The sequence below is a fragment of the Streptomyces sp. NPDC048417 genome, from assembly GCF_040651615.1.
In the GTDB taxonomy this organism is placed as follows: domain Bacteria; phylum Actinomycetota; class Actinomycetes; order Streptomycetales; family Streptomycetaceae; genus Streptomyces.
This window is the reverse complement of sequence record NZ_JBEZKI010000013.1, coordinates 38,239-53,388: the sequence shown is the minus strand read 5'-3', so window position 1 is coordinate 53,388 and position 15,150 is coordinate 38,239. Positions and strand designations below refer to the sequence as shown.

The following is a 15,150-nucleotide window of genomic DNA, read 5'->3' as shown; positions in this document are numbered from 1 at the left end:
GACATGGCCGAGGCCTACATAGTCGAAGCGGTGCGTACGCCCGTCGGGCGGCGCGGGGGCGGACTGAGCGGGGTCCACCCGGCCGATCTGGGCGCCCATGTGCTGACCGCCCTGGTCCAGCGGTCGGGCGTGGACCCGGCGGCCGTCGAGGACGTCGTCTTCGGCTGCCTCGACGCGGTCGGACCACAGGCCGGTGACATCGCCCGGACCGCCTGGCTGGCGGCCGGGCTGCCCGAGGAGGTGCCGGGCGTGACCGTCGACCGGCAGTGCGGCTCCTCCCAGCAGGCCGTGCACTTCGCCGCGCAGGCTGTGCTCTCCGGCACCCAGGACCTGGTGGTCGCCGGCGGCGTCCAGAACATGTCCCAGATCCCGATCGCCTTCGCCTCCCGGCAGGCCGCCGAGCCGCTGGGGCTGACCGAGGGCCCCTTCCTGGGCAGCGAGGGCTGGCGGGCCCGGTACGGCCGACAGCCCGTCAACCAGTTCGCCGGCGCCGAGATGATCGCCGCCAAGTGGGGCATCAGCCGCCGGGACCAGGAGGAGTTCGCCCTGAACTCCCACCGCAGGGCGCTGCGCGCCATCGACGAGGGCCGCTTCGAGCGCGAGACCGTGCCCTACGGCCCGGTCGCCGTGGACGAGGGGCCGCGCCGGGACACCTCCCTGGAGAAGATGGCCGCCCTCAAGCCGGTCGTCGACGGCGGCACCATCACCGCCGCCTGCTCCTCCCAGGTCTCCGACGGCGCCGCCGCGATGCTGCTCGCCTCCGAACGGGCCGTCCGCGAAAACGGGTTGCGCCCCCGCGCCCGCGTCCACCACCTCTCGGTCCGCGGCGAGGACCCCATCCGGATGCTCTCCGCCCCCATCCCGGCCACCGCGCACGCCCTGAAGAAGACCGGCCTGACCATCGACGCCATCGACCTCGTCGAGATCAACGAGGCCTTCGCCCCGGTCGTCCTGGCCTGGCTCAAGGAGACCGGCGCCGACCCCGCCAAGGTCAACGTCAACGGCGGCGCGATCGCCCTCGGCCACCCGCTCGGCGCCACCGGCGTCAAGCTGATGACCACCCTCCTGCACGAACTGGAGCGCACCGGCGGCCGCTTCGGCCTCCAAACCATGTGCGAGGGCGGCGGCCAGGCCAACGTGACGATCATCGAGCGGCTCTGAGCCCCTCCAGCCCCCGCACCACCTCGTCCGCCTCCTTCATGACGCGGGCCACCAGCTCCGCGCACGAGGGCAGGTCGTCGATCACCCCGGCGACCTGCCCGGACGCCATCACCCCGAGATCCGTGCGGCCGTCCACCATCGCCGACCTGAGCAGCATCGGGGTGTTGGCGGCGAGCAGCACCTGGCTCCAGGACAGGTCCTTGCCGTGCCGTAGGGACAGACCGTCCCGGACCATCTGCCGCCAGCTCAGCCCGGAGAGTCTGCGGAAGGCGGCCGCATGGCGCACGGCCCGCAGCAGCCGTCGCGTCCGGCCGGTGTTCTCCAGGGAGTCGACCAGCGAGGTCCGCAGCATCCGGTGCGGCAGCCCGTCCACCGCCCTGGTCACCGTGACGTCCTTGACCGTCGCCCCCAGATATCTAGCCTTCACCGCGTCCGGCACCGTCGAGTCCGAGGTGAGCAGGAAACGGGTCCCCATCGCGACCCCCGCCGCCCCGTACGCCAGCGCCGCCACCAGCCCACGCCCGTCGAAGAACCCCCCGGCGGCCACCACCGGTATCCGCACCGCGTCCACCACCTGCGGCAGCAGCACGCTCGTCGCCACCTCCCCGGTGTGCCCGCCGCCCTCACCGCCCTGCACGATCACCGCGTCCGCACCCCAGGCCGCGACCTTCTCGGCGTGCCGCCGCGCCCCGACCGAGGGGATCACCACCACGCCCGCCTCCTTCAGCTCGGCGATCAGCTCGGGGGAGGGGGCGAGTGCGAAGGACGCCACGCGCACACCCCCGTCGACGATCAGCCGCACCCGGTCACCGGCGTCGGCCGCGTCCGCCCGCAGATTCACCCCGAACGGAGCGTCCGTACGGCACCGCACCTCGGCTATCGCGGCCCGCAGCTGGTCGAGGGTCATCGTCGCGGAGGCCAGGATGCCGAGGGCCCCGGCATTGGCAGTCGCCGAGACCAGACGGGGGCCCGCAACCCAGCCCATCCCCGTCTGCACGATCGGATACCGGACCCCGACCAGCCGGGTGAGCGCGGTCTCCATCAGCCCGCGACCTCCTTCGTCCGCGCGCCGCCGGGATCCAGCACCTCACGGAGCAGCCGCAACTCCTCCGGGCCCGGTTCGCGGGTGTACGGCACCTCGTCCGGGACGGCGAGCTCGAAGTCCGTGGCCTCCCGCACCTGGCCGACGCTCACCCCCGGATGCAGTGCGGCCAGCCGCATCGAGCGGTCCGGGGTCTCGAAGTCGAAGACGCCGAGGTCGGTGACGACCCTCGGGATGCGGTGGAAACGGCCGATGCCGGGATGCTCGGCCACCCGGTCGTACCCCACCCCGCACACCATGTCGACCTTCGCCACGAACACCCGCCGGGAGTGCTTCGGGACCCAGTAACTCGTCGGGTTGTTCAATGTGTTGAGGGGCGCCCCGCGCACGCCGAGCAGCTGGCGGCGGGGCCGGGACCAGTCGCCGATGGCCGAGATGTTCTGGTTGCCGTACCGGTCGAGCTGGCTCGCGCCCATCATCACGTGCCGGCGGCCACCGGCCACCAGGGCGAGGTGCTGCCGGTACGGCAGCCAGCCCTCGGGGGTGCCGTCCGGACGGACCAGCAGGGCCTCGCCGTCGGTCAGCAGCAGGTCAGGGGCGAAGGTGAGCCGGGCCAGCCGGGCGCCCAGGGAGGGGATCAGGCCCATCGGGCTCGCCAGGATCTCACCGGAGCCGCGCCAGGCCTCGGCGCAGGCGATGACGCAGTAGTCGGCGCGCAGTACGTCCATCAGCCCTGCTCCTCCTGCCAGTTCCGCACCGCCGAGAGGTAGGCCTGCTCGTCCCCGGCCAGGAACCGCCCGGAGAACTCCGCCCACGGGGTCGCCGCGTACAGCCGCTGGAAGTCCTCGTCCCGCCCGTAGTCGGGGGCGCAGGAGGTGAAGTGCGCGCCGCCCGGGGCCTCCACCACCCCCGTCACGTTCAGCCGCTTGACCAGCAGCGACTGTGCTGCCGCCGTCTTCGTCAACTCGGCCGTGTCCACGATCTGTTCGCAGGAGACATAGGCGGTGTCCGCCGCCTCGCAGAACAGGTCGTCGAAGTACGGGTCCGGGCCCAGATACTGCCCGTTGCCCAGCCGGTCGGCACGGTTGACGTGGACCAGGGCCGCGTCCAGGCGCAGGGCGGGCATCGCCACGAACGTCTCCCCGTCGTCGTACGGCGACGTCACCGTCCGCAGGCCGGGGTTGACCCGCATGACGTCCGAGCCGAGGCCCGCGCGCACCGGCAGGAAGGGCAGCCGGTGCGCGGCCGCGCGCAGGCCCCACATGAACATGCCCTCGTCGACCTCCGTCAGCTCGAACGCCCCGCGCTCGCGCGCCGCCCGGTAGTGCGGTTCCAGCGGGATGGAGTCGAGGGTGACGAAGGCCGTCACCAGCTTGCGCACCCGGCCCGCCGCGACCAGCATCCCGACGTCCGGGCCGCCGTAGGAGACCACGGTGAGGTCGTCGATGCCGCTCCGGAGCACGGCTCTGACCAGGGACATCGGCTTGCGTCGGGAACCCCAGCCGCCGATGCCGAGGGTCATGCCGCTGGTCAGCCGGGCGACGGCCTCGTCCGCGGTCATCGTCTTGTCAGTCACTCCCCGCACCCTCCTTCCCGAAGGTGTCACGGACCCGGTCGGCCACCCCGCTGAGGGCGGCCTCGAAGGTGAAGCCCTGTTCCCATCGGTAGCTGCGCCGCACGTCGACGGGGTCGATGCCGTTGAGGGCGGCCTTGGCCAGGCGCAGCAGCCGGCCGTCCTTGGCGGCTATCTCCCGGGCCAGCTCCAGTGCCGCCGAGAACAGTTCCCCGCGCGGTACCACCCGCCACACCGAGCCATGGGCGTGCAGTTGGGCCGCCGTCGCCGTGCGCGAGGTGTAGTACAGCGTCCGCATCAGATGCGGCGGGACCAGCCGGGCCAGATGCGTGGCCGCGCCCAGCGCGCCCCGGTCCAGCTCGGGCAGCCCGAAGACGGCGTCCTCGCTCGCCACGATCGCGTCCGCGTTGCCCACCAGGCCTATCCCGCCGCCCAGACAGAAGCCGTGCACGGCCGCCACCACCGGGGTCTCGCACTCGTACACCGCCGCGAAGGCCTCAGCGCAGCCCCGGTTGGCGCCGAGCAATGCCTCGTTCCCGTCCGCCTGTATCTCCTTGATGTCCACGCCCGCGTTGAATCCGCGGCCCTGCGCGGCGAGCACCACGCACCGGGTCCCGGGGTCGCGGCCCGCCGCGCGCACCGCCTCCGCCAGCGCGAACCAGCCGCGCACCGGCAGCGCGTTCACCGGGGGGTGATCGACCGTGACCAGCGCGACGCCCTTTTCCGGAAACGAGGTGGAGACACCCATGGACGCATCAGCTACCTTCGCACTCAGCTACCTTTCCACCAAACATTTGTTAGGTGTGAGGCTTCGAAGCTAGCAGCCGCTGCGAGCAAGCGGGAGGCCCTGTGGAAAACCCGGAACGAGGCCCTGTGGACGACTCGTTGCGCGGCCGGACCGTCGTGGTCACCGGCGGAACCAGGGGCGTGGGCGCCGGGATCGCCCGGGCCTTCGCCGAGGCCGGCGCACACGTTCTGACCTGTGCCCGCCGACCGCCCGGACAACCCCTCGACGGCGTCGAGTTCACCCCCCTCGACCTGCGCGACCCGCCCGCCGTGCGCGCCTTTTTCGACGCCCTGCCCCGGGTCGACGTGCTCGTCAACAACGCGGGCGGCACCCCCTACCGGCGGCTCGCCGAAGCGGACGCGGAGCGGCACGCCCGGGTGATCGAGCTGAACCTCCTCACCCCGCTGACCGCTTCCCTCGCCGCGTACGAGCACCTGCGGCGGGCCCGCGGAGCCGTGGTGATGATCGGCAGCGTCAGCGGCGGCCGCCCCTCGCCGGGCTCCGCCGCCTACGGCGCGGCCAAGGCGGGACTGGAGAACCTCGCCCGGTCCATGGCAGTGGAGTGGGCACCGGAGGTCCGGGTCAACACGCTGGTCGTCGGCATGGTCCGCACCGAGCTGGCCCACCTCCACTACGGCGGCCGGGACGGCGTCGACGCCGTCTCCCGCACCGTCCCGCTGGGCCGCCTCGCCGCCCCGTCCGACATCGGGGCCGCCGCCGTCTTCCTCGCCTCCGACGCGGCCGCCTACATCAGCGGGGCGAGCCTGCTCGTGCACGGCGGCGGGGAACGGCCCCCCTTTCTCGATGCCGCGACTGCCAACAAGCCGTCCGACCAGGAGGACTGAGATGAGCGGAATCTGCACGGGCCGGGTCGTGGTCGTCACCGGCGCCGGGCGCGGGCTCGGCCGGGCCCACGCGCTGGCCTTCGCCGCCGAGGGCGCCCGGGTCGTCGTCAACGACCTCGGTGTCGGCCTCGACGGCGTGCCGGGGCCGGACCATCCCGCCGGGGCCGTCGTGGACGAGATCCGCGCGGCCGGCGGCGAGGCGGTCGCGCACGGCGGTGACATCGCGACCACCGCCGGGGCCGCCTCGCTGATCGGCACGGCCGTCGAGACCTACGGCCGGCTCGACACCCTCGTGAACAACGCCGGCTTCCTGCGCGACCGTATGCTCGTCAACCTCGGCGAGGACGACTGGGACGCGGTCATGCGGGTGCACCTCAAGGGCCACTTCCTGCCACTGCGGCACGCGGCCGGGCACTGGCGGGCCGAGGCCAGGGCGGGCCGCACCCCGGTGGCCCGGATCGTCAACACCAGCAGCGGAGCCGGCCTGCTGGGCTCGGTCGGGCAGGGCAACTACAGCGCCGCCAAGGCCGGCATCGTCGGCCTCACCCTGGTCGCGGCCGCCGAACTGGCCCGCTACGGCGTCCAGGTCAACGCCGTCGCCCCGGCCGCCCGCACCCGGATGACCGAGCGCGCGTTCGCGGCGACCATGGCCGCCCCCGACTCCGGCTTCGACGCCATGGCCCCGGAGAACGTCTCCCCGCTCGTGGTCTGGCTGGGCTCCGCCGCGAGCGCCGGAGTCACCGGGCGGGTGTTCGAGACCGAGGGCGGCCGGATCACCGTCATGGAGGGCTGGCGAGCGGGACCGACCGCCGACAAGGGCGCCCGCCGGACCCCGGCCGAGGCGGGGGAGACGGCACTGAAACTACTGGCGGAGGCGGCGGCGCCGGGGGCGGTGTACGGGGCCTGACCGGCGGATCGGCCTAGGTGTCGCACTCCAGTACCGTCCGGCACAGCGAGCACCGGGCCCGGACCCGGCCCCGTACCGGAACCCTGATCCGCTGGTGGCAGGTCGGGCACGGGAACGAGACCCGCAGTTGACCGCCCCCGTCGGGGGTGAAGGTGTAGGGGGTGCCGGAGTGCGGAGCCGGGGCCGCGGGGGCGTGCCGGCGGTCCCGGGCGTAGCGGCGGCGGCCCGCCCAGCCCGCCGCGGTCAGCGGCGGCTGCTCCTCGTCCTGGCGGGCCCGGGCCATGCCCTTCTCGTACGCCGTATAGGCCTGCGGGCTGGTGAACCAGACGGACGGGTCCTCATGGAAGACCAGGGCTCGCTTCGCCAGGACGTAGCCGAACTCCTCCGGGGTGAGATAGCCGAGCTTCTGGGACGCCTCCCCGTGCTCCCGGTAGGCGTCGAGCAGCAGCCAGCCCGCGCCCAGGTAGGTGGTCGCGGTGTCCGTGAGGATCTCGTTCTCCGGGATGCTCGGGAAGGACAGGTCCAGCCGATGCAGATAGACGTGCATCACCTCGTGGGCGAGGGCCGCGCCGATGTCCCCGCGGTGGGTGCGGAAACGGTCGTTCAGCTCGACGAAGTACTCGGGGCCCGCGGTGAGTTCGACGTTCGCCGCGTGGGTCATCTCCCGGAAGCCGACGATCATCCGGGCGTCCGGCAGCCGGAAGTGCCGGACCATCTCGTGGGCGACCCGCTGGGCGCCGAGGTGGAGGTCGTCGGTGTCGCAGAACGCGACGTCGGCGGGGAGCACGCTGGTGGCGAAGGTCTGGACGGTGTCGTAGGACAGGCGCCGGTACAACGCCGTGATGGCGGCCCGCACGGTGTCCAGGTGCGGGTAGCCGTGTTCTACCGGGCCGCCGTTCGCCACGTCCCTTACCCCCACAGACGCTGCTGGAGCTGTCTTCCACAGTATGCGGGGGACGGGGGAAATAGGGGCGGAAGGTTGGTCGATGTCTGCGGGCTCGCGGTGGCTGATCGCGCCCACGCGGCGAATAGCCGCACATCCATACAGCCCCGCGCCCCTAGAGGGGCGCCAGCCGCACTGTTCGCTGGTCTGTCTCCTGGAGTTCCAGGATCCACACCTCGTTCTCGCCCTCCCTCAGGACCGGACCCGGCACGTACAGCGACTCCTGCGGGCCCGCCGACCAGTAGCGGCCCAGGTTGAAGCCGTTGATCCACACGAAGCCCCGGGTCCAGCCGGGGAGTTCCAGGCGGGCGTCCCCGGCGCCGTGGACCGTCACCGTGCCCCGGTAGAGCCCGGGCGTGCCGTCCTCCGGGAGCGAGTCGAAGGCAACCGCCCCGACACCCCCCTCGAACGCATCAAGATCCAGCCCCCGCGCGCGTACCCCGTGCAGGAACTGGCGCTCGTGCAGGAGGCCGCCGGTGATGCCCTTCGTCTCGCCCGAGCGGGGGCCGTAGTTGACACGGCCCAGGGACTCCACCCAGAGCTCCACGCGCGCGGGGCCGGCGATCGGCTCCTTGAGCTGGGGTTCCTCCTCGGTGAGCACGCCGGCCCGCTCCCCGTCGACGTACACGACGGCCAGGTCGCGCAGCCCCCGCGCGGTGAGCGGATACGGCCGGCGGGGTCCCGGCACGTCCGCCGCGTAGCGGACCAGGCCCCGGCCGATGCCCAGCTCCTCGAAGGTGGGCGGGACGGCGTGGACGCGTTCCGGGCCGCCGAGTGCTTCCAGGACACCGGCCAGGGATGCCCAGCCGGTGACCGTGACGTCGGCCGCGGAGACCAACCCGGCGGGCGCGGGCGGCGGTTCGGGCAGCGGCTCGGCGTGGTACCCGGCCAGTACCTCCCGGAAGCGCCAGAACTTCTCCGTGGGGCGGCCGTACTGGTCGATCGGCGCGTCGTAGTCGTACGACGTCACGTCCGCCTCCAGCGGGCCCTCGTGCAGGTCGCCGCCGGGCCGGTTGGCGCCCGCCCAGCCGGCGAAGTTGGTGCCGCCGTGTGCCATGTAGACGTTCACGGAGGCCCCGCGGTCGAGGATCTCGCGCAGTGCCGCCGTCGCGTCCCCGGCGTCCCGTACGACGTGCTCGCCGCCCCAGTGGTCGAACCAGCCGCACCAGAACTCCATGCACATCAGCGGGCCCCGCGGCTGGTGCCGGCGCAGGGTCTCGAAGGCCACGCGCGCGTGGGAGCCGAAGTTCACCGTCGCGAGCAGCCCCGGGACCGAACCGCCGGTGAGCATGTGGTCCTCGGGGCCGTCCGAGGTGAACAGCGGCACGGTGACGCCCTCCGCTCGCAGCAGCTCGGTGAGATGGGCCAGGTAGTCGGCGTCGGAGCCGTAGCTGCCGTACTCGTTCTCGACCTGGACCATGATCACCGGGCCGCCCCGGTCCAGCTGCCGGGGCACGACCTCGGACAGCAGCCGGTGGAACCAGCGGTCCACGTACTGGAGGAAACGCTCGTCACGCGTGCGTGCCCGTGCGCCGAGCTCGCCCGTCACCCAGTGCGGCAGACCGCCGTTCTCCCACTCCGCGCAGATGTACGGCCCCGGGCGCACGATCGCCCACAGGCCCGCGTCCCGCGCCGCGTCCAGGAAGCGGCCGAGGGCCCGGACGTCCTGGAAGGAGCCCGGGCGCGGCTCGTGCAGGTTCCACGGGACGTACGTCTCCACGCAGTTCAGCCCCATGGCCCGCAGCAGCGCCAGCCTGTGGTCCCACTGCTCCTCGTGCACCCGGAAGTAGTGCAGCGCGCCGGACAGCAGCCGTACCGGGCGGCCGTCGAGCAGGAAATCCGTTTCGCCCACCGTGAAGTCGCTCATAGGCTCACCTTGGCCCCCTGGCGGGCGCCGAGACCATGGACAAAGATCGGCAGCAGTTGGACTGAAGGGCCGAGAAGAAGGAGCGCGCAGTGCCGGGAGGGGCGCCGATCTTCCGCACCTGGATGCGGTTCTTCACACCCGGCCCCGTCCACCACCGCCTCGGCCTGGTCTGCCAGGGCGTCGGCCTCCAGTACGGCGCGGTGCCCGCCGTCGGCCCGCGCGTGCTCGACGGGCACGTCGCCGTGGTGATCAGCTCCGGCCGGGGCTGGTACCGCACGCCCGACGGGCGCCGTACGCCGGTCAGCGCGCCCGCGCTGGTGTGGCTGACGCCGGGCGTCCCGCACCACTACGGGCCCGACCCGGACAGCGGCTGGGACGAGGCCTTCGTGACCTTCACCGGACCCGACACCGCCACCTACACGGAGCTCGGCTACATCGAGCCCGAGCGGCCCGTGGTGCCCCTGGCGGACGCCGCCGGACCCCGGGACGTCATCGCCCGTATCGCCAGGGCCGCCCGCCGCGGCAACCCCCTCCTGGAGGTCGAGACCGGTGCCGCCGTGCACGAACTGCTGGTCGCCCTGCGTCGCGCGCGTGCCGACCTCGCCCCCGACGGGGATCCGGTGCTGCCGGCGCTCGCCCGGGACGCCTGCACGGACATGACCGTCGCCGACCACGCGGCCCGGCACGGCATGACCCCGGCCGAGCTGCGCACCGCCGTCCGCCGGATCGCCGGGTGCAGCCCCAAGGACTATCTGATCGGCATCCGGCTCGGCCGCGCCCAGGAACTCCTCGCCACCACCGAACTCTCCGTCGCCGCCGTCGCCCGCCGCGTCGGCTACGACGACCCGGCCTACTTCTCCCGCCTGTTCACCCGCCGCGTCGGCATGGCCCCCGTACGCTTCCGTGCCCAGCAGAGCCGAGCCGTCCCCGACGACTGGAACGACGGCCTCGGCGCCGACGGCCTCGGCGCCGACGGCCTCGGCGCCGACGGGCTCAGCGAGGACGGGCTCAGCGAGGACGGGCTCAGCGGCGGCGGCTGAACGGCGGCGGCCTCGGCGACGGCGGCCTGGAGGACGGCGGCCTGGAGGGGACGGCCCTTAGTGATCACGGGGTCGTCCCCTTAGGGTTGACGCCCATGACCACCAGCAACACCGGTACCGGTGACGTCGACCCCGCCGTCCGCGCCGAGCTCGGCCGGCTGCGCGACAGCATCGACAACATCGACGCGGCCGTCGTCCACATGCTCGCCGAACGCTTCAAGGCCACCCAGCAGGTCGGCCGCCTCAAGGCGGTCCACCGGCTGCCCCCGGCGGACCCGGCCCGCGAGGCCCGCCAGATCGCCCGGCTGCGCGCCCTCGCCGAGAACGCCAAGCTAGACCCGGCCTTCGCCGAGAAGTTCCTGACCTTCATCATCGCCGAGGTGATCAGACACCACGAGTCCATCGCCGAGGACACCGTCGGCGGCCGGCCGGCGGACGCGCACTGACCCGACCGCACGCCCCGCAGAGCGTCCGGCCCCGCCGGGCCACCGGCGGTGACGAGGCGCTCGAACAGGTGCTCACCGGCCGGGCCGGCCGCCGGCCGCACCGCGTCCACCGGCGCCGTCCCGTCCCGCCGCACGACCAGAGAGCGGACATAAGCCGCGTACCGCTCCCGCCTCTGTGCGTTGTCGGTGTCATCGGGCAGCATGGCCCGCATGTCCGTACTGACTCGCGACGAAGCGCAGAGCCGCGCCGAGCTCCTCGACGTCCACCGCTACACGATCGACCTCGACCTGACCACCGGGGACGAGACCTTCGACTCCCGAACAGTGATCAGGTTCACGGCCCGGTCCGACGGCGACACCTTCGTCGAGATGAAGCCCGTCGAAGTGCGCGCCGTCAGCCTCGACGGACAGCCCCTCGACCCCGGGGCGCTGGACCAGGACCGGCTGCCCCTGAAGAACCTCACCGCCGGGGAGCACGAGCTGCGCGTCGACGCCACGATGCGCTACTCCCGCACCGGCGAGGGCATGCACCGCTTCACCGACCCCACGGACGACGAGACGTACGTCTACACGCAGGTCTTCCTGGACGACATACAGCGCGTCTTCGCCGCCTTCGACCAGCCCGACCTGAAGGCCGTCTTCGAGCTGTCCGTCAAGGCCCCCGAGGACTGGACCGTGCTGGCCAACGGGGTCACCGAGCACCTCGGCGAGGGCCACTGGCGGGCCGCCGCCACCCCGCTGATCTCCACCTACCTGGTCGCCGTCGCCGCCGGCCCCTGGCACTCGGTGCGCACCGAGCACCGCGGCCTGCCCTTCGGCATCCACTGCCGCCGCTCGCTCGCACCGCACCTCGACGCCGACGCCGAGGAGATCCTCGACATCACGCGCGCGTGCTACGACCGCTACCACGAGAAGTTCGAGGAGCCCTACCCCTTCGACTCCTACGACCAGGCGTTCGTCCCCGAGTTCAACGCCGGCGCCATGGAGAACCCCGGCCTGGTCACCTTCCGCGACGAGTTCGTCTACCGCTCCGCCGTCACCGACACCCAGCGGCAGACCCGTGCGATGGTCATCGCCCACGAGATGGCCCACATGTGGTTCGGCGACCTCGTCACCCTGAAGTGGTGGGACGACATCTGGCTGAACGAGTCGTTCGCCGAGTACATGGGCTACCAGACCCTCACCGAGGCCACTCGCTTCACGGAGACCTGGGTCGACTTCGGCGTGTCCCGCAAGGCCTGGGGCTACGACGCCGACCAGCGCCCCTCCACCCACCCGGTCGCCCCCGACGCCGTCGACGACACCGCAGCCGCCCTGCTCAACTTCGACGGCATCTCCTATGCCAAGGGCGCCTCCGCGCTGCGCCAACTGGTCGCCTGGATGGGCGAGAAGGACTTCCTCGCCGGCATCAACATCCACTTCCGGCGGCACCGGTTCGGCAACGCCACCCTCGCCGACTTCATCGACTCCCTCGCCACCGCCACCGAACGCGACGTGCACGCCTGGGCCGACGCCTGGCTGCGCACCACCGGCGTCGACACCCTCACCCCGGTCCTCGCCGCCGCCCCCGACGGCACCCGCACCCTGACCGTCGAGCGCACCGGCAGCCGCCCGCACCGCGTCTGCGTCGGCGTCTACGACCGGGACCTCGCCGACGAGGGCCGGCTCACCCTGCGCGAGCGCATCGACCTCGACATCCCGCAGAACGCCCCACAGGCCCTCGGCAAGCGCCCCGCGCTGGTTCTGCTCAACGACGGCGACCTGACCTACGCCAAGGTCCGCTTCGACGCCGAGTCCGCCAGGACCGTCCGCACCGACCTGTCGGGCCTGCCCGACCCGCTCACCCGCGCGGTGGTGTGGAACGCCCTGCGGGACGCCGTCCGCGACGGCGAACTCCCGCCCGCCGACTACCTGGAGGCCGCCCGCGCCCATCTCCCGCGCGAGAGGGACCTCGCCCTCGTCCAGGGCGTGCTGGCCTTCACCGCGGTCCACGTCGTCGACCGGTACCTCAGGCCGGAGGACCGCCCGGCCGCCCTCGCCACCGTCTCCGCCCTGTGCCGCGACTTCATCCGGCGCACCGAGGACGGCGACAACCCCGGCCTGCGCCTGATCGCCGTACGGCACTTCATCCGCGCGGCCGCCCATCCCGACGCCATCGCCGCCTGGCTCGCCGAGGGCACCGTGCCGGGCGGCCCCGAGCTCGACCCCGAGCTGCGCTGGCGCATCCTGAGCCGGCTCGCCGTCCTCGGCGCCACCGACGAGGCGCAGATCGCCGCCGAACTGGCCCGCGACCCCAGCGCCAGCGGCCAGGAGGGCGCCGCCCGCTGCCGGGCCGCGCTGCCCGACCCCGAGGCCAAGCGCAGGGCCTGGGAGGCGATGTTCACCGGCGACGACCTGTCCAACTACCTGTTCACCGCCACCGCCCAGGGCTTCTGGCACCCCGAACAGGCCGACCTGGTCCGGGAGTACGTGCCGCGCTACTACCAGGACGCGGCCGCCGTCGCCGCCCGGCGCGGCCCCGCCATCGCCGCCGTCGCCGGCCGCGAGGCCTTCCCCGCCCACGCCGTCGACGCCGAGAACCTCGCCCTGGGCCGGGCCTGTCTGCGCGACGCCGACCCGGTCACGGCCCTGCGGCGCCGCCTGACCGACGAACTCGACGACCTGGAGCGGGCACTGCGGGTCCGCGAGGCGTAGGGCGGCGGACGTAGGACGACACGAGCGCGGCTGGTCCCCGATGACGATGCGGGGATCGGCCGCCGCTCCTAGGCTCGGTGCCGAAGATGCATCAGAGACCCAGGGAGAGACCCGTGATCGTAGTCACCGGTGCCACCGGCAACGTCGGCCGTGCCCTCGTCGGCCGTCTCGTCGCCGCCGGGCGGCCCGTGCGGGCGCTCACCCGTGCCCCGGAGCGGGCCGGACTGCCCGACAAGGCCGAGGTGGTGGAGTTCCGGCCGGACGACCAGGGCGCCCTGTTCGAGGGCGCGGACAAGGTCTTCCTGTACGTCCAGGGCGCCGGTGGCCGGATGCCCGAGCTGCTGGAGGCGGCTCGCGCGGCCGGGGTGCGGCAGGTCGTCCTGCTCTCCTCCGGGATCATCCGGGAGGGCGCCGACGAGACCCACCCGATCCACGCCATGCACGCCACCGCCGAGCGGCAGATCCGCGACAGCGGCCTCGCCTGGACGTTCCTGCGCCCCAACGCGTTCGCCACCAACGCCCTCCAGTGGGCGCCGCAGATCCGGGCCGGCCACACCGTCCGCGGTGTCTTCGCCGACATGCTCACGGCACCCATCCACGAGGACGACATCGCCGCCGTCGCGGAACGCGCCCTCCTCGACGACGGCCACGAGGGTGCCGTCCACCGCCTCACCGGCCCCGCCGCCACCACCAACACCGACCAGATCGCGGCGATCGGGCGAGCCGTCGGCCGGGACCTGGCCTTCGTCGAGGTGGGGCCGGCGGAGGCGGGCCCGCTGCTCTTCCCGCAGACACCGCCGGAGCTGGTGAGGGGCCTCCTGAAGACCTTCGCGGACACCGTCGGGGTCGCTCCCGAGATCACCACCACGGTCGAGGAGATCACCGGCAGCCCGGCCCGCACCTTCGAGCAGTGGGCCGAGGACCACACGACCGACTTCCAGCCCTGATGCTCCTGGAGGCGGTGAGGCGGTGAGGCGGTGAGGCGGTGAGGCGGTGAGGCGGTGAGGCGGTGAGGCGGTGAGGCCGTGAGGCTGTGAGGCCGTGAGGCCGTGAGGCCGTGAGGCCGTGAGGCCGTGAGGCCTTGGAGGCGCTGGAGGCCCTGAGGCCCTGGATGCCTTGAGTTTCTGACGTCCCCGGCCGGGGACGTCAGCCCGCCGCCAGCCGTAGCTCCGCCCGGCGCACGCCTCCTTCCCAGGGCCCCGCGCGCCGGTTGCCCACCTCGGCCGCCCTGGGCACCTCCGCACCCAGCGTGAAGCCCAGGCGCTCCAGGAAGCGCTCCCCGGACCGCCAGCCCGGCGGCACGCTCGCCGTCACCAGGGAGACCCCCTCGGCATGCGCGAGCAGCGACTCGGCCAGCGCCCGCCCGAGGCACCGGCCCCGCGCCCAGGGCGCCACCAGGAACAGGCCCACCGCGACCGTGCCCGGCACCGGATGGTTGCGTACCGCGTCCACCAGGCCCGAGACGACCCCGTCCCGCTCCAGCACGAGCAGCACCTTGTCGTCCGGGTCGGCGCCCTCGGGCAGCCCGTAGAAGAGGCTCTGTACATCGCCCGGCCCCGACGGCAGTCCCGTCGCCGCCACGAACCAGTCCTCGCACGCCTCGAACAGGTCGAGCAGCGGCCCCTCGTCCGAGGGCAGCGGCTCCCGCACCAACACCCGCTCACCGGGCACGTCGATCATCCACGCGTCAACCACCCGACCGACGTTAACCCCGGTCAGCCCCGGTCTCAACGCCCTGTCACGGCCTGCTCCGACACGCCTGGGCACACCGCCCCCGACACGTTTTCCCCGCACGGCAGTACCCACTTTCGGGTTCCGATCGTTGAGCTTTGGGGACGCGCAGAC

Annotated in this window: 14 protein-coding genes; 7 read left to right on the top strand and 7 right to left on the bottom strand. The window is 73.1% G+C overall.

Annotation, left to right across the window (positions count from 1 at the left end):
- Positions 1-3: 3 nt before the first annotated feature.
- The gene (locus AB0D59_RS21175; RefSeq protein ID WP_362567340.1) at positions 4-1,161 is read left to right on the top strand and encodes an acetyl-CoA C-acetyltransferase; all 1,158 of its coding nucleotides are present in this window, start codon (positions 4-6) and stop codon (positions 1,159-1,161) included.
- Here the strand turns inward: AB0D59_RS21175 and AB0D59_RS21170 are convergent.
- From AB0D59_RS21170 to AB0D59_RS21155, 4 genes are read right to left on the bottom strand one after another with little or no spacing between them, the layout of a single operon-like run.
- Positions 1,145-2,203 (bottom strand): nitronate monooxygenase, encoded by a 1,059-nt coding sequence (locus tag AB0D59_RS21170; protein ID WP_362567338.1) that lies wholly within the window; start codon positions 2,201-2,203, stop codon positions 1,145-1,147. The genes AB0D59_RS21175 and AB0D59_RS21170 overlap by 17 nt on opposite strands.
- The gene (locus AB0D59_RS21165) at positions 2,203-2,931 is read right to left on the bottom strand and encodes a CoA-transferase (protein ID WP_362567335.1); all 729 of its coding nucleotides are present in this window, start codon (positions 2,929-2,931) and stop codon (positions 2,203-2,205) included. The genes AB0D59_RS21170 and AB0D59_RS21165 overlap by 1 nt, the downstream gene beginning before the upstream one ends.
- Positions 2,931-3,779: a CoA-transferase gene (locus tag AB0D59_RS21160; protein ID WP_362567334.1), complete on the bottom strand. Its 849-nt coding sequence runs from the start codon at positions 3,777-3,779 to the stop codon at positions 2,931-2,933. The genes AB0D59_RS21165 and AB0D59_RS21160 overlap by 1 nt, the downstream gene beginning before the upstream one ends.
- The gene (locus AB0D59_RS21155) at positions 3,772-4,524 is read right to left on the bottom strand and encodes an enoyl-CoA hydratase family protein (RefSeq protein ID WP_362567332.1); all 753 of its coding nucleotides are present in this window, start codon (positions 4,522-4,524) and stop codon (positions 3,772-3,774) included. Before AB0D59_RS21155 ends, AB0D59_RS21160 begins: the two co-directional genes overlap by 8 nt.
- Positions 4,525-4,649: 125 nt before the next feature.
- Between AB0D59_RS21155 and AB0D59_RS21150 the strand changes: the two genes are divergently transcribed.
- Together AB0D59_RS21150 and AB0D59_RS21145 are read left to right on the top strand one after the other, a co-directional pair.
- Positions 4,650-5,408 carry an SDR family oxidoreductase gene (locus AB0D59_RS21150; protein WP_362567329.1) on the top strand — a complete coding sequence of 253 codons (759 nt, stop codon included), beginning with the start codon at positions 4,650-4,652 and terminating at the stop codon, positions 5,406-5,408.
- A gap of 1 nt (position 5,409) precedes the next feature.
- The gene (locus AB0D59_RS21145) at positions 5,410-6,315 is read left to right on the top strand and encodes an SDR family oxidoreductase (RefSeq protein ID WP_362567328.1); all 906 of its coding nucleotides are present in this window, start codon (positions 5,410-5,412) and stop codon (positions 6,313-6,315) included.
- 13 nt (positions 6,316-6,328) lie between these two features.
- On the opposite strand, the gene AB0D59_RS21140 is transcribed toward AB0D59_RS21145, so the two are convergent.
- Both AB0D59_RS21140 and AB0D59_RS21135 read right to left on the bottom strand, forming a co-directional pair.
- Complete coding sequence (locus AB0D59_RS21140) at positions 6,329-7,219, bottom strand: hypothetical protein (protein ID WP_362567325.1); 891 nt, start codon at positions 7,217-7,219, stop codon at positions 6,329-6,331.
- Positions 7,220-7,373: 154 nt separating this feature from the next.
- Entirely contained in the window at positions 7,374-9,125 is a 1,752-nt protein-coding gene (locus tag AB0D59_RS21135; RefSeq protein ID WP_362567322.1) for a beta-galactosidase family protein, read from the bottom strand.
- A 107-nt stretch (positions 9,126-9,232) separates the two neighbouring features.
- Between AB0D59_RS21135 and AB0D59_RS21130 the strand changes: the two genes are divergently transcribed.
- The 4 genes from AB0D59_RS21130 (at position 9,233) to AB0D59_RS21115 (ending at position 14,252) form a co-directional block, all read left to right on the top strand.
- Positions 9,233-10,165 carry an AraC family transcriptional regulator gene (locus tag AB0D59_RS21130; RefSeq protein WP_362567868.1) on the top strand — a complete coding sequence of 311 codons (933 nt, stop codon included), beginning with the start codon at positions 9,233-9,235 and terminating at the stop codon, positions 10,163-10,165.
- A 95-nt stretch (positions 10,166-10,260) separates the two neighbouring features.
- Positions 10,261-10,611 carry a chorismate mutase gene (locus tag AB0D59_RS21125; protein WP_351732669.1) on the top strand — a complete coding sequence of 117 codons (351 nt, stop codon included), beginning with the start codon at positions 10,261-10,263 and terminating at the stop codon, positions 10,609-10,611.
- Positions 10,612-10,821: 210 nt separating this feature from the next.
- Positions 10,822-13,305, top strand: coding sequence for an aminopeptidase N (gene pepN, locus AB0D59_RS21120; RefSeq protein WP_362567319.1), 2,484 nt, complete (start codon positions 10,822-10,824; stop codon positions 13,303-13,305).
- 113 nt (positions 13,306-13,418) lie between these two features.
- Positions 13,419-14,252 carry an NAD(P)H-binding protein gene (locus tag AB0D59_RS21115; RefSeq protein ID WP_362567316.1) on the top strand — a complete coding sequence of 278 codons (834 nt, stop codon included), beginning with the start codon at positions 13,419-13,421 and terminating at the stop codon, positions 14,250-14,252.
- Positions 14,253-14,451: 199 nt separating this feature from the next.
- Here the strand turns inward: AB0D59_RS21115 and AB0D59_RS21110 are convergent, their stop codons facing one another.
- Complete coding sequence (locus tag AB0D59_RS21110; protein WP_362567313.1) at positions 14,452-15,000, bottom strand: GNAT family N-acetyltransferase; 549 nt, start codon at positions 14,998-15,000, stop codon at positions 14,452-14,454.
- Positions 15,001-15,150 lie beyond the last annotated feature (150 nt).